This is a genomic window from Devosia albogilva, from assembly GCF_042685625.1.
GTDB lineage: Bacteria > Pseudomonadota > Alphaproteobacteria > Rhizobiales > Devosiaceae > Devosia > Devosia albogilva.
Map to the genome: position 1 here is coordinate 824,785 of NZ_JBHUNP010000001.1, position 13,128 is coordinate 837,912.

General features: G+C 65.1%; 12 protein-coding genes. 9 read left to right on the forward strand and 3 right to left on the reverse strand.

The window, feature by feature from the left end; all coding sequences use genetic code 11:
• Positions 1–4: 4 nt before the first annotated feature.
• From ACFSX5_RS04215 to ACFSX5_RS04225, 3 genes are read right to left on the reverse strand one after another with little or no spacing between them, the layout of a single operon-like run.
• Positions 5–1,288: a TRAP transporter large permease gene (locus tag ACFSX5_RS04215; protein WP_386832042.1), complete on the reverse strand. Its 1,284-nt coding sequence runs from the start codon at positions 1,286–1,288 to the stop codon at positions 5–7.
• Position 1,289: 1 nt separating this feature from the next.
• Complete coding sequence (locus ACFSX5_RS04220) at positions 1,290–1,820, reverse strand: TRAP transporter small permease (RefSeq protein ID WP_386832043.1); 531 nt, start codon at positions 1,818–1,820, stop codon at positions 1,290–1,292.
• Positions 1,821–1,880: 60 nt separating this feature from the next.
• On the reverse strand, positions 1,881–2,861 hold the full coding sequence (locus ACFSX5_RS04225) for a TRAP transporter substrate-binding protein (RefSeq protein ID WP_386832044.1): 981 nt from the start codon (positions 2,859–2,861) through the stop codon (positions 1,881–1,883).
• Between the two features lie 233 nt (positions 2,862–3,094).
• Between ACFSX5_RS04225 and ACFSX5_RS04230 the strand changes: the two genes are divergently transcribed.
• From ACFSX5_RS04230 to ACFSX5_RS04270, 9 genes are all read left to right on the forward strand, one after another.
• Entirely contained in the window at positions 3,095–3,322 is a 228-nt protein-coding gene (locus ACFSX5_RS04230; protein ID WP_386832045.1) for a hypothetical protein, read from the forward strand.
• A 132-nt stretch (positions 3,323–3,454) separates the two neighbouring features.
• Positions 3,455–4,108 (forward strand): AprI/Inh family metalloprotease inhibitor, encoded by a 654-nt coding sequence (locus ACFSX5_RS04235; protein WP_386832046.1) that lies wholly within the window; start codon positions 3,455–3,457, stop codon positions 4,106–4,108.
• 208 nt (positions 4,109–4,316) lie between these two features.
• Positions 4,317–5,456 (forward strand): cell division protein ZapE, encoded by a 1,140-nt coding sequence (zapE, locus tag ACFSX5_RS04240; RefSeq protein ID WP_386832047.1) that lies wholly within the window; start codon positions 4,317–4,319, stop codon positions 5,454–5,456.
• 243 nt (positions 5,457–5,699) lie between these two features.
• Complete coding sequence (gene mdh, locus ACFSX5_RS04245; RefSeq protein WP_386832048.1) at positions 5,700–6,662, forward strand: malate dehydrogenase; 963 nt, start codon at positions 5,700–5,702, stop codon at positions 6,660–6,662.
• Between the two features lie 178 nt (positions 6,663–6,840).
• Positions 6,841–8,034 (forward strand): ADP-forming succinate--CoA ligase subunit beta, encoded by a 1,194-nt coding sequence (gene sucC / locus ACFSX5_RS04250; RefSeq protein WP_386832049.1) that lies wholly within the window; start codon positions 6,841–6,843, stop codon positions 8,032–8,034.
• A gap of 5 nt (positions 8,035–8,039) precedes the next feature.
• Positions 8,040–8,576, forward strand: coding sequence for a hypothetical protein (locus tag ACFSX5_RS04255; protein WP_386832050.1), 537 nt, complete (start codon positions 8,040–8,042; stop codon positions 8,574–8,576).
• On the forward strand, positions 8,576–8,953 hold the full coding sequence (locus ACFSX5_RS04260; RefSeq protein ID WP_386832051.1) for a cupin domain-containing protein: 378 nt from the start codon (positions 8,576–8,578) through the stop codon (positions 8,951–8,953). Before ACFSX5_RS04255 ends, ACFSX5_RS04260 begins: the two co-directional genes overlap by 1 nt.
• 8 nt (positions 8,954–8,961) lie before the next feature.
• Positions 8,962–9,867, forward strand: a complete 906-nt coding sequence (gene sucD, locus ACFSX5_RS04265; protein ID WP_386832052.1) for a succinate--CoA ligase subunit alpha — start codon at positions 8,962–8,964, stop codon at positions 9,865–9,867.
• Positions 9,868–10,119: 252 nt separating this feature from the next.
• A complete protein-coding gene (locus tag ACFSX5_RS04270) occupies positions 10,120–13,122 on the forward strand; it encodes a 2-oxoglutarate dehydrogenase E1 component (protein ID WP_386832053.1) in 3,003 nt (1,000 codons plus the stop codon).
• Positions 13,123–13,128 lie beyond the last annotated feature (6 nt).

Genomic DNA, 13,128 nt, shown 5'->3' on the forward strand with positions numbered 1-13,128 from the left:
TGGCTCAGCCCCGAAACAGCGCCGGCAGCCACAAGGACAGCGCCGGAATATAAGTGACGAGCCCGAGCACGATGATGCCGGCAAGGTAGAACGGCCACACCGAGCGCATCGCCGCCCAGATCGAGATCTTGCCCACCGCGGCAGCGACGAATTGCACCGGCCCAAGGGGCGGCGTATTGAGCCCGATGCCGAGGTTGAGGATCATGATCACCCCGAAATGCACCGGGTCGACACCGAAGCTCGACACCATCGGCAGGAAGATCGGCGTGGTGATGATGATCAGCGGGCCCATGTCCATGAAGGTGCCGAGCAGCAGCAGCAGCACGTTGATCAGCAGCAGCACCATCAGCGGGTCGCTGGTCAGCTGTCCCACCGCTTCGGTCAGGATCGGCGCCACCCGCAGATAGGCCATCAGCCAGCCGAACGAGGCGGCCGCACCGATGATGAACAACACCATCGCGGTGGTGCGCACGGCACCGATGACGCAGTGGACGAAGGCGCTCCAGGTCATGGTGCGATAGACCAGCAGCGTGACGAGCAGCGCGTAGATGACCGCGATGCACGAACTCTCGGTGGCGGTGAAGATGCCGGAGCGAACGCCACCGAAGATGATCGCGATCAGCAGCAGGCCGGGGATGGAGATCAGGAAGTACTGAAACGCCTTGGCGAAGCCGGGGAACGGCTCCGTCGGATAGCCGCGCTTGCGCGCCACGATATAGGCGGTGATCATCAGCGCCAGCGCCAGCAGCAGCCCGGGAATGATGCCGGCCGTGAACAGGTCGGCAATGGAAATCCGGCCGCCACCGGACAGCGAATAGATGATCATGTTGTGGCTGGGCGGCAGCAAGAGCGCGATCAGCGCCGCCATCGAGGTCACGTTCACCGCATAGTCGGCGCCATAGCCGCGCGCCTTCATCTGCGGGATCATGATGCCGCCGACAGCCGCCGCTTCCGCCACCGCAGAACCGGAGATGCCGCCGAAGAGGGTCGAGGCGACGACGTTCACCTGACCCAACCCGCCGCGGATATGACCGACCACGGATCCGGCAAAGGCGATGATCCGCGCCGCGATGCCCCCGCGCATCATCAGGTCGCCGGCGAAGATGAAGAAGGGAATGGCCATCAGCGTGAAGGCCGACACGCCCGAATTGAGCTGCTGGAACACCACCACCGGCGGGCGTCCCAGATAGACGATGGTCGCGAAGCTGGCGATACCGAGCGAGAAGGCGATGGGCGTTCCCACCACCATCAGCACGCCGAAGACGCCGAAGAGGATCCAGTATTCCATTCTATGAGGCCTCGTTCAGCGTGGGTTCGACGGCATCGGCATCAACAGGTTCGCCGGCGAGCCTGAGCGCCATCCGCTCGAGCACGAACAGACAGATCAGGAAGCCCGACACCACGATCGGCAGATAGGTGACGGTCTGCGGCAGCCCGAGCACCGGGATGCGGACGCTCGCGCCGCGAATGGCGAGTTCCCCGCCGTACCAAAGCATGCCGAAGCCGAAGCCGAAGATGGCGACGTCGCTGATGCTGCGCAGCCAGGGCTTGGCGGCCGGAGGCAGGGCATAGAGCAGCACGTCGAAGCCCATGTGGAAGCGCTCGCGCACGCCCACCGCTGCGCCGAGAAAGATGAACCAGCTCATGATCTGGATGGATCCGGCCTCGGTCCACGGGGGAGAGGCGTTCACGACGTAGCGCATATACACCTGGTAGGCGACGATCGCCGTCATGGCGACCAACCCCGCTCCAGACAGCCACAAGGCCGTGGTGGACACCGCGCGCAGAACGCGGCTCACCGCCAGCAGTCCGCTTCGCATGGACGTCTCGCTCCTGAAGAAACAAATCCGGGCCGGCTCTAGGCCGGCCCGGCGATCGGATCAGCCTTCGGTGGCCTGGATGCGGGCCACGAGATCCTGCAGCTTCGGATCGGTGACGTACTTGTCGTAGACCGGCTTCATCGCGTCGATGAAGGGCTGCTTGTCCACTTCGTTGATGGTGGCGCCGAGCGCTTCCACCGCAGCCCTGGACTCTTCTTCCTGGGCAGCCCAGAGCTCGCGCTGGTGAGCGACCGAATCCTTGGCAGCCTGGCGGAAGATCTCCTGGTCTTCGGGGGTGAGCCCGTCCCACACGATCTTGGACATCACCAGCACTTCGGGCACCATCAGGTGCTCGTCGAGCGAGTAGTACTTGGCGACTTCGGCGTGACCGGCGGTGTCATAGCTCGGGTAGTTGTTCTCGGCCCCGTCGATGACGCCGGTCTGGATGCCGGAATAGACTTCACCATAGGGCATCGGCGTGGCGTTGGCGCCGAGGGCGCCCACCATGTCGACGAAGATGTCCGACTGCATGACGCGGAACTTGAGGCCCGCCATGTCTTCGGGCGAAGTGATCGGCTTCTGGCTGTTGTAGAACGAGCGCGCGCCACCGTCGTAGAAAGCGAGGGCCACGACATCCACGGCGTCGAAGGCGGCGAGAATCTCTTCACCGATCGGGCCGTCGAGCACGTTGTGGAAGTGATCGGCCGAACGGAAAATGTAGGGAAGCTGGGTGACGGTGGCTTCCGGAACCTGGGTGCCGAAGGCGCCGATCGAGATACGGTTGAGGTCGATCACGCCGAACTGGGTCTGCTCGATGGTGTCGGCTTCCTGGCCGAGCTGGGCCGAGTGGAACACTTCCACTTCGTAACGCCCGTCGGTGCGTTCCTTAACGAGCTCGCCGAAATGCTTCACCGCTTCGACGGTCGGATAACCGTCCGGGTGCGTATCCGACGAGCGCAACACGGTCTGGGCACTGACCCCGACGGTCATAAGGGAGGCAGCGACGAGTGCAGTCGCTGCCAGGCGTGGCAGATGATACATGTTTGTCCTCCCAAAGGCCGCGGGCGGCCCCATGCGGGGGCTTGTTCCCGCTGTGCTTCACGCCGGCTACCGGCGCCACAAGGGAGGACGGCAGTCCTGCCCCTGATCTGTAAACTGGTATGGAAGGGCTCAGTTGTAGTCAACATACAATATGGCTGTATTTGTATGATGACTGCATCGACTTGCGACGGATCAGTCGACCAGCCACAATGAACCGAACAGAAGGGCAGCGGATGTACCGGATCATCGCCGACGTCGAAGACATGGCACAGGCACGGGTGCTCATCGCCGCCCTCAGGGCGCACGGCTTCCACCCTCTCGAGCCGGGCGAGGGAGGCCTACCCGGAGTACCGCGGCTGTTCGGTGCCGGCGGCACGCCGATCCAAGTTCCGGAAACCGAAGCCGAGGATGCAACCGCATTGGCGCAAGCGCTGTTGCAAGAGATGCGGGACTCCCCCTAAATCGGCCACATTGCTGCCCGCAGCGTAGTGATTGGCGGGGAGCGGCGGTTGAACCCGAAGGGGAGGCTGGCTATAAGCCCGCCCAAAGGTTAACCCTTTTTAAGACCTTCGAAGAGGCAGGAGCTCAGACGGATGACGGCTTGGTGGCGAGGATCGATATCCGCAGCAGGAATTGCAGGGCTGGCGGTAGTGCTGGCGGCGTGCCAGTCGACCGGCACCAGCACGGCTAATCTCAACACCATCGGCGCGCCGCAGCAGGTGCAGCCGGTGCCGAACTCCACCGTCTCCCAGAGCCAGCTTCCGGCCATCGGCGCCACCGGCACCCCTGCCCCGGGCCTGTCGGGCCAGCCCGTGCTCGGCGGCGTGCCGCCCACTCCCGCCGGCCAGCAGGTCGCGTCGCTGCCGGGCCCAGGTGGTACCACCACCCAGATGACCAGTAACGGCTCCTTTGCCACTGTCGGCGCTACCGGTCAGCCGAGCTCGATCTCGGTCAACACCGCCGCGGGCGTGCCGACCGGCCCCGAGGGCGTGTGGAACGTCACCGCCGCCGGCGCCACCTGCCGGCTCAACCTGCCGCTGACCTCCAAGACCGGCACCAGCTACTACCGCGCTTCGGCGCCGGGCTGCACCGTGCCGCAACTGGCGTCGGTCACCGGCTGGCAGCAGGTCGGCTCGCAGCTGCAGCTCTATGATGAAAACGGCAACATCGCCGCTTTCCTCGCCCCCTCCGGCGGCCGCTATATCGGCACCATGGGCGGCGGCCAGCCCGTCTCCATGCAGCGCTGAGAGTTTTCGAGCCGGTCGCAAGACCGGCTCTTTCGTTGTTCCCCATCATCCACCGCTCCGCCCTCGGGCTTGACCCGAGGGCCGCTATCCGCCAAACGGCGGCCCCACAGACCTCATGGTGCGCTTGTTCAACCACGAGGTCGGTGACCCCGAGGCTTCGGCGCGCACGACCTCGTCCTTCGACAGGCTCAGGATGAGGTCTACTCAGATGCCTCAGGCGACGAACACCCCCGTCCGCTCCGCTTACGACGCCCTGGTGAGCCGCGGCGCCATAACGCCTGATGCGGCGCAGCGCGACGCCGTTGCCGAACTCGACCGCGTCCTCGCCGACCTCACCGCCAGCAGGCCCTCCGGCTTCTTCGCGCGTCTCTTCGACAAGCCCGAGCCGGTGCGCGGCCTCTACCTCCATGGCGAGGTCGGGCGCGGCAAGACCATGCTGATGGACCTGTTCTTCGCCGCCGTGCCGCTGGCGGAAAAGCGGCGCGTGCACTTCCACGAATTCATGGACGAGGTGCACGCCGGGATCGCGGCTTTCCGCAAATCCGCCAAGGGCCGTGACCATGATGCCGACCCGGTCGAGGCGGTCGTCCGTCCCATGCTCAAGCGCGGTCTGCGCCTGCTCTGTCTTGACGAATTCCACGTCCACGACATCACCAACGCCATGCTGCTCTACCGGCTGTTCTACAAGCTGTTCGCCGGCGGCGTCACCCTGGTCGCGACTTCGAACGTGGTCCCCGACGAACTCTACAAGGACGGGCTGAACCGCCAGCTCTTCCTGCCCTTCATCGAGCTCCTCAAGCAGCGCACCGTGGTCGCCGCCCTCCCCGCCGCGCAGGACTACCGGCGCCTGAAATTCGCCGGCCAGCACGTCTATGCCTTCGGCACCGGCCCGGACGTGCGCGCTGCCATGGACCGGCTGTGGCTGAGGATCACCGGTGGCGAACCGGGCGAGCCCGGCACCGTGGAAAGCATCGGCCGCCACATCCACGTCCCCCTCACCGCCATGGGCGCCGCCCGCTTCGGCTTCGCCGACGTCTGCGACAAGCCGCTCGGCACCCGCGACTTCGTCCGCATCGCCCACCAGTTCGACTCCGTCATCATCGACGACGTCCCGCAGATGGATCACACCCGGTCCGATGCGGCCAAGCGCTTTATCCTCTTGATCGATTCCCTCTACGATCGCGGCGTCAAGCTCGGCGCCAGCTTCGCCGTCCCCCTCGACCAGCTCGGCAAGGACGACAGGACCGCTTTCGAGTTCCAGCGCACCGTCTCGCGCCTGACCGAGATGCAGTCCGAGGAGTACCTCGAAAAAGCGCTCCGCGACTCTCCCGCCGACACCCCCACCTAACCTCCCCCGCACGCGGGGGAGGGACCGATCTGCGCGTGGGGCGAGATCGTGCCCCAACCACGATCCGCCCCTCCCCCTTCAGGGGGAGGTTGGGTGGGGGTCCGGCAACCCCACTTTGCCCATCCGGCACCACCCCATCGCCCATCGGCAAGGGCAATCGGACCGCTTAGACCAACGGTTCACTTGCCCGTGCTTCCCGACAAGGTTAAGACGTGCGCCAATTCAACGCAGCGGGGATGGACTATGGCGCGCAAGAAGATCGCTCTCATCGGTGCGGGTCAGATCGGGGGCACGCTGGCGCTGCTCTCGGCACAGAAAGAGCTGGGCGACATAGTCCTGTTCGACGTGGTGGATGGGGTCGGCGCCGGCAAGGCCCTCGATATCGCCCAGTCCGCCCCGACCCAGGGCTTCGACGTCGCGCTCAAGGGCACCTCGGCCTATGAGGACATCAAGGGCGCCGACGTGGTCATCGTCACCGCCGGCGTGCCGCGCAAGCCCGGCATGAGCCGCGACGACCTGCTCGAGATCAACCTCAAGGTGATGGAGCAGGTGGGCGCGGGCATCGCCAAGTACGCCAAGGACGCCTTCGTCATCTGCATCACCAACCCGCTCGATGCGATGGTCTGGGCCCTGCAGAAGTTCTCCGGCCTGCCCACCAACAAGGTGATCGGCATGGCGGGCGTGCTCGATAGCTCGCGCTTCGTACACTTCATCGCCAAAGAGCTCGGTGTGTCGACCGAAGACGTCTCCGCCTTCGTGCTCGGCGGCCATGGCGACACCATGGTGCCGCTCGCCCGCTACTCCACCGTTGCCGGCATTCCGCTCACCGACATCGTCAAGATGGGCTGGATGAGCAAGGAGCGCCTCGAAGAGATCATCCAGCGCACCCGTGACGGCGGCGCCGAGATCGTCGGCCTGCTCAAGACCGGCTCTGCCTTCTACGCCCCGGCCGCCTCCGCCATCGCCATGGCAGAGAGCTACCTCAAGGACAAGAAGCGCGTCCTGCCCGCCGCCGCCTATCTCAACGGCGAATACGGCGTCACCGGCACCTATGTCGGCGTCCCCGTCGTGATCGGCGCCGGCGGTGCCGAGAAGGTCGTCGAGATCTCGCTGAACTCGGCCGAGCAGAAGGCCTTCGACAAGTCCGTCGGCGCCGTCGAGGGGCTGATCGAGGCCTGCAAGAAGATCGCGCCGAAGCTGGCATAGGCACCGAGCGGAGCCGGTACTCCCCGGCTCCCTCACGGCGTCATCCCCGCGCAGGCGGGGATCCACTCTTCGGAGCGGCGCCAGAACATGAAGAATGGATTCCCGCCTTCGCGGGAATGACGCGGTGGGGGTCGAGGCCCCGTGACCGCGATGGATTTCCCACCCCAAGGGGACTGACATGAACATCCACGAACACCAGGCCAAGGCCCTGCTCAAGAAGTACGGCGCCCCGGTGGCCGAAGGCGTCGCCATCTTCTCGGCCGACGAAGCCGAAGCCGCCGCCCGCCAGCTCCCCGGCCCGCTCTATGTGGTCAAGTCGCAGATCCACGCCGGCGGCCGCGGCAAGGGCAAGTTCAAGGAACTCGGCCCCGACGCCAAGGGCGGCGTCCGACTCGCCAAGTCGGTGGAAGAGGTCGTCAGCAATGCCCGCGAGATGCTGGGCAACACCCTCGTCACCAAGCAGACCGGTGACGCCGGCAAGCAGGTGAACCGCCTCTATATCGAGGACGGCGCCGACATCGCCCGCGAACTCTACTGCTCGCTGCTGGTTGACCGCGCCACCGGCCGCGTCTCCTTCGTGGTCTCCACCGAAGGCGGCATGGACATCGAGGCGGTGGCCGAAGCCACCCCAGACAAGATCATCACCGTCGCCATCGACCCGACCGCCGGCGTCACCGACGCCGACGTCGCCAGCATCGCCGATGCGCTCAAGCTCGATGGCGCCGCCCGCGAGGACGCCGCCAAGCTGTTCCCGATCCTCTACAAGGCCTTCGTCGAGACCGACATGAGCCTGCTCGAGGTCAACCCGCTGATCGTGATGGAGAACGGGCGCCTCCGCGTGCTCGATGCCAAGGTCTCGTTCGACAACAACGCCGCCTTCCGCCACGACGAGCTCAAGGACCTGCGCGACCTTTCCGAGGAAGACGCCAAGGAGATCGAGGCCTCCAAATACGACCTCGCCTATGTCGCCCTCGACGGCAATATCGGCTGCATGGTCAACGGCGCCGGTCTCGCCATGGCCACCATGGACATCATCAAGCTCTACGGCGCCGAGCCGGCGAACTTCCTCGATGTCGGCGGCGGCGCGTCGAAAGAGAAGGTCACCGCGGCCTTCAAGATCATCACCGCCGACCCCAACGTGGAAGGCATCCTGGTCAACATCTTCGGCGGCATCATGCGCTGCGACGTCATCGCCGAGGGCGTGATCGCCGCGGTCAAGGAAGTCGGCCTCGAAGTGCCGCTGGTGGTTCGCCTCGAAGGCACCAACGTCAAGGAGGGCAAGGCCATCCTCGATTCAAGCGGCCTAAACGTCATCTCCGCGGACGATCTCGACGACGCCGCCCAGAAGATCGTCAAGGCGATCAAGGGCTGAGCGCCATGCGCGCCTGGCTCGCCGCCACCGCTGCTGCCCTCGCACTCTGTGCCAGCCCCGCGCTGGCACAGAAGACCAAGAGCCCGGCTGCGCCGCAAAGCGTTGCGGCCCTCGAGGTCTGCGAGCAGTTCGCCAGGGGCGACGTGCTGGCCGTCGACAATGCCAATGCCAAGGGCTGGGACGCCTACGCGACCGACACCGAAAGCCCTTATGTCCGCTCCTACTCCGCCAGCCGCGACCTGCCGGGCATCGGTCTCGCCAACCTGTTCGCGCTGGTCGAGGACTATCCGGAGACCACCTTCGGCTACTGCCGCCTCGACGTGATGGAGCCCACCGGCAGGAACGGCGCGCAACAGATCGAGGCCATTCAGGGGCTCGACCGCTACGAGGGCACCGGAGAAACGGTGTCCGATGGCACCTTCGCCAGCCTCAAGGGCACCAGCGAAACCGCGCAATCGCTGCTGCTGGCGCACTGGACCGAGACCAGTTTCGTCATCCAGTTGACCGTCATCACGCCCACCGCAACGGCGGAGACCGAGTGATGGCACCGCAAAAACTCAACCTCGTCAGCGCCGCTGCCCATCAGATCAAGGGCGTCTGGCAGCCCCATATCGCCGGCGATGTGAACGACGCTCAGGTCAAGATCGCCAGGTTCGGCGACGTCTTCGACTGGCACGCCCATGACGCCGAGGACGAAGCCTTTCTCGTGCTCAAGGGCCGCATCGCCATCGACTTCCGCGACGGCACCGTCGAGCTCGACGAGGGCGATTTCCTGGTCGTGCCCCGCGGCACCGAACATCGCCCGCGCTCGCTCACCCACGAACCCATCGTGATGATGGTGGAACCCGCCACCACGCTCAACACCGGCAACGCGGTCACCAACAAGACCGTCACCAAACTCAATCGACTTCATTTCTAGGAAGCGCCATGTCGATCCTCGTCAACAAAGACACCAAGGTTCTCGTTCAGGGCCTGACCGGCAAGACCGGTACGTTCCACACCGAACAGGCGCTGGCCTATTACGGCACTAAGATGGTCGGGGGGACGCATCCCAAGAAGGGTGGTGAAACCTGGTCTTCCGGTGTCGACGGGACCGAATTGCCGATCTTTGCCTCGGTTGCAGAAGGCAAGGAAAAGACCGGTGCCAACGCCTCGGTCATCTATGTGCCGCCTCCGGGTGCCGCTGCTGCCATCGAGGAAGCCATCGACGCCGAGATCCCGCTGATCGTCTGCATCACCGAGGGTGTGCCGGTGCTCGACATGGTGCGGGTCAAGGCCAAGCTCGAGAAGTCGAAGTCGCGCCTGATCGGCCCCAACTGCCCGGGCGTGCTTACCCCGGAAGAGTGCAAGATCGGCATCATGCCGGGCTCCATCTTCTCCAAGGGCTCGGTGGGCATTGTTTCCCGCTCCGGCACGCTTACCTATGAGGCAGTGTTCCAGACCACCAATGAAGGCCTTGGCCAGACCACTGCCGTCGGCATCGGCGGCGATCCGGTCAAGGGCACCGAGTTCATCGACGTGCTCGAGATGTTCCTTGCCGACGAAGCCACCAAGTCGATCATCATGATCGGCGAGATCGGCGGCTCGGCCGAGGAAGAAGCGGCCCAGTTCCTGATCGACGAGGCCAAGCGCGGCCGCAAGAAGCCGATGGCTGGCTTCATCGCCGGCCGCACCGCGCCCAAGGGCCGCACCATGGGCCATGCTGGCGCCGTAATTTCGGGTGGTAAGGGCGGCGCCGAGGAGAAGATTGCGGCCATGGAAGCGGCTGGCATCAAGGTCTCGGACTCCCCGGCCCGCATCGGCCGGACCCTGGCCGAGGTGCTGAAGGGCTGACGCGGTCGGCGGGTTGTGAGGTGAGCAGCGCATCCATCCAAAGTCGGGTGCGTTCCCACCCTAGATCGATGCTAGACCCGGGGCAGCGAGCACGATGAATCCGCGGCGCCTTTGCGGGCGCCGCAAGTCTTAACAGGACCTAAAGGAAAAGCAGTCAGTATCCGGCAAGTTTGACTGACTGCACCACAAGGCCCGGTCCAAAGCCGGCGCCGATGACAAGGATGGCGAGGCGTGGGCCTCGCGACACGAGCGATGACACGACAGGAAAAGAACGACCAGTTCTTGCTGACCTCCTTCCTCTATGGAGGTAACGCCGACTACATCGAGCAGCTCTACTCCCGCTTCAAGACCGACCCGAACAGCGTCGACGAGACCTGGAAGAGCTTCTTCTCCCGTCTGGATGACCCTCAGGACACCGCGAACCACAACGCCGAAGGCCCGAGCTGGGCGCGGCGGGATTGGCCGCAGGCCGCCGGCGGCGACCTGATCAGCGCCCTTGATGGCAATTGGGGCGAGATCGCCGTCAAGACCGAGAAGGCCATCGCCAAGAAGGCAGAGGCGATGGGCGTGGCCAAGGCCAGCGTCGCCGATGTGCTGCAGGCGACCCGCGATTCCATCCGCGCCATCATGATGATCCGCGCCTACCGCATGCGCGGACACCTGCATGCCGATCTCGACCCGCTCAAGCTCAAGGCCGACGAGCCGGCGCCGGAACTCGATCCCCGCAGCTACGGCTTCACCGAAGCCGACTACAGCCGCAAGATCTTCATCGACAACTATCTGGGGCTCGAATACGCCACCATCCCCGAGATGCTGGCGATCCTCAAGCGCACCTATTGCGGTACGCTCGGCATCGAGTTCATGCACATCTCCGATCCCGAAGCCAAGCAGTGGATCCAGGAACGCGTCGAGGGGCCCGACAAGGAAATAACCTTCACCCCCGAGGGCAAGAAGGCGATCCTCAACAAGCTGATCGAGGCCGAAGGCTTCGAGAAGTTCATCGACGTCAAGTATACCGGCACCAAGCGCTTCGGCCTTGATGGCGGCGAATCCACCATTCCGGCGCTCGAGCAGATCATCAAGCGCGGCGGTGCCCTCGGCATCAAGGACATCGTTCTCGGCATGGCCCACCGCGGCCGCCTGAACGTTTTGACCCAGGTGCTGAACAAGCCCCACCGCGCCCTGTTCCACGAGTTCAAGGGTGGCGCCTTCTACCCCGAGGACGTCGAGGGTTCGGGCGACGTGAAGTACCACCTCGGTGCCTCGTCGGACCGCGAGTTCGACGGCAACAAGGTGCACCTGTCGCTCACCGCCAACCCCTCGCACCTCGAGATCGTCGATCCGGTGGTGCTGGGCAAGGCTCGCGCCAAGCAGGATCAGCACATAGCCCCGAGCGGCAAGCTGGTGAACATGGCGGTCGAGGGCAAGCCGGACCGCTCCATGGTCCTGCCGCTGCTGATCCACGGCGACGCCGCCTTCGCCGGCCAGGGCGTGGTGGCGGAATGTCTCGGCCTGTCCGGCCTCAAGGGTCACCGCACCGGTGGGTCGATCCACTTCGTGATCAACAACCAGATCGGCTTCACCACGGCGCCGATGTATTCGCGCTCGTCGCCCTACCCGACCGACGTGGCCAAGATGATCGAGGCGCCCGTCTTCCACGTCAACGGCGACGATCCGGAAGCGGTGGTGTTCGCCGCAAAGGTGGCCGTGGAATACCGCCAGCGCTTCGGCAAGCCCGTCGTCATCGACATGTTCTGCTATCGCCGCTTCGGTCACAACGAAGGCGACGAGCCGAGCTTCACCCAGCCGCTGATGTACTCCAGGATCCGCGGCCACAAGTCGACGCTCGAGCTCTATAGCGAAAAGCTGATCGGGGAGGGCCTCGTCACCGCCGAGGAAGTCGACCGGCTCAAGGCCGACTGGCGCGCCAAGCTCGAGGGCGAGTTCGAGGCCGGCCAGAACTACCGTCCGAACAAGGCCGACTGGCTCGATGGCGCCTGGAAGAGCTTGCGCCCGGCCGAGCAGGAAGGTCCGCGCCGCGGCGAGACCGGTGTCGAGATCGACAAGCTGACCGAGATCGGCACCGCCCTCACCCGCGTACCCGAAGGCTTCAACATCCACCGGACGGTGAAGCGCTTCATGGACAACCGCCTCGCCGCCATCCAGTCCGGCGAGGGCATCGACTGGGCCACCGCCGAGGCGCTCGCCTTCGGCACCCTGGTGACCGAGGGCCACCCCGTGCGCCTTTCCGGCCAGGACGTCGAACGCGGCACCTTCTCGCAGCGCCACTCGGTGCTGAACGACCAGCAGGTGGACGGCAAGTCCTACACCCCGCTCAACAACCTGTCGCCCGACCAGAGCCGGTACGAGGTCATCAACTCGATGCTCTCCGAAGAAGCCGTGCTCGGCTTCGAATACGGCTACTCGCTGGCCGAGCCGAATGCGTTGACCCTGTGGGAAGCCCAGTTCGGCGACTTCGCCAACGGCGCTCAGGTGGTGGTCGACCAGTTCATCTCCTCGGGTGAACGCAAGTGGTTCCGCATGTCGGGCCTCGTGATGCTGTTGCCGCATGGCTATGAGGGCCAGGGGCCGGAGCACTCTTCCGCCCGCCTCGAGCGCTATCTGCAGCTTTGCGCCGAAGACAACATGCAGGTCGCCAACTGCACCACCCCGGCCAACTACTTCCACATCCTGCGCCGGCAGGTGCATCGCGAGTTCCGCAAGCCGCTGATCCTGATGACGCCGAAGTCGCTGCTCCGCCACAAGCGGGCGGTCTCCGGCCTGTTCGAAATGGGTCAGGACTCGAGCTTCCACCGTCTCCTGTGGGACGATGCCGAGGCTCCGGGCGCACCGAAGACGACCATCAAGCTGACCTCGGACGACAAGATCCGCCGCGTCGTGCTCTGCACCGGCAAGGTCTACTACGACCTGCTCGAGGATCGCGAGAAGCGCGGCATCGACGACGTGTACCTGCTCCGCATCGAGCAGCTCTACCCGTTCCCGGCCAAGGCGCTGCTGGACGAACTCAACCGCTTCCCCAATGCGGACATCGTCTGGTGCCAGGAAGAGCCCAAGAACATGGGTGCGTGGACCTTCATCCAGCCCTATGTTGAATGGGTGATGGACCAGTTGGGCCGCAGCGGCCAGCGCGTCAGCTATGCCGGCCGCAAGGCCTCCGCCTCCACCGCTACTGGCCTGATGCGCACGCACCTGGCCGAACTCCAGGCCTTCCTCGACGAAGCCTTCGCACAATAAGGGACA